Below are 1,615 nucleotides of genomic sequence, written 5' to 3' on the forward strand. Positions count from 1 at the left end.
GTCCGGCAAGACCGCCCCTGACGTGCCAGCAGCCAACTACACTCCCGACGACGCCTCTGACCAGGCCAGATAGCGAAACGCTGCTGGAGTACTAGTACTCCAGTGTGGTTTCGTTATCGGCGGCTCTGTCGGTGCTCCTCGTACGCTGCTGCGCATGGGGTATGAACTGCACATGACGCGGCGTGACGACGGGTGGGACGAGGAGGGGTCTGATATCAGTCGGCAGGAGTGGGAGTCCGCTGTTGCTGCCGATCCCGATCTGGTCATGCAGCCTATCCCCGACGGTTGGCCTGCTGATGCCTTTTCCTCGGCTTTGATGACGACGCGGTCGGACCGGGAGGACCGGGATCGAGGCGCTGCACTGGGACCAGGGCCTTGTCAGCGCCAAGCATCCGAGCGACGTGTTGATCGTCAAGATGTGCGAGCTCGCCAGACTCTTGGGGGCTCGAGTGCAAGGTGACGACGGTGAGTAATACGGCAGTTGAGCGCGCCACCGCGAGATGATCAAGGGTTTGTGTGGACTCCTGAAGATCGTGCGGTGGCCGCGGGCCACAGCATAGATGCAGCCCGTTGGCGGGCGATGTTCGACCAGGTCATGTCGAGGATCGCCGGCCGGTTCCGCCGCATTGAGCCGCGGGCGACGGCCTACGCCTACCTGTTCGGGCTGCTCTTCGGTGTCGAGCGGAACTGCTGGCGGCTGGCCGAACAGGCCGGCCACGCCCGCCCTGGGCCGATGCAGCGCCTGTTACGAACTGCGCGCTGGACGCCGGGATCACCACGTCATGGGCGACCGGCGACGAGGCCTACGGCCAGGACCTGGGCCTGCGGGCCCGGCTGGAAGCCCGGCGGATCGGCTACGTCCTCGCCGTCGCTTGCAGCACCCGGGTGCAAATCAACCAGGACCGCACCGCAATCCGAGCGGACGCCGCCGCCGACCATCTGCCCGACTCGGCCTGGCACCGGCAAAGTGCCGGAGCCGGACCCCGCTACTACGACTGCCTGGATTGAGATCGGCGCCGACGGTCACCGCCACCTATTGATCCGCCGCAACCCCACCAGCGGCGAACTCGCCTTCTACCTCTGTTGCACCCCACACAGCGAGTGCTGCTGTCAGAGCTGGTCCGGGTCGCCGGCACCAGGTGGTGCATCGAAGAGTGCTTCCAGGCGGCGAAGGGCCAGATCGGATTGGATCACTACCAGGTCCGCCACTGGACCGCATGGCACCGGCACATCACCCTGGCGATGCTCGCGCTGGCCTCGTCACCGTCCTGGCTGCCGACGCAATGCCGACCAGACCGGCTGAGCCGAACCGCCCCGCTCGGAGCAGCGAACCGATCGACCTGACCGTTCCTGAGATCCGCCACCTGCTCGGGGGACTGCTGAACCCACTCACCACCCTGAACAAGCTGCTGGTCTGGTCGACCTGGCGCAGGCTCCACCAGGCCCAAGCCCGCCGGAGCCATTAGCGACGACGGATCTCCGCCCCCTTCACCGCATAGATCACAAAACCGCACTGGAGTACTAGTGTCCTGAGTCAGGAATTCGGTTCAGATATCCGGCGAGGCGTTCGAGGATGTCGTCCGCGGTCTTCGTCCAGACGAAGGGTTTCGGGTCT

At 65.5% G+C, this 1,615-nt stretch carries 1 pseudogene; it reads left to right on the top strand.

Features of this window, described 5'->3' with window-relative positions:
* Positions 1–595: 595 nt before the first annotated feature.
* Positions 596–1,466, top strand: a pseudogene (locus ACZ44S_RS39085) (IS701 family transposase).
* Positions 1,467–1,615: the final 149 nt, after the last annotated feature.

The organism is Streptomyces malachitofuscus, from assembly GCF_055571035.1.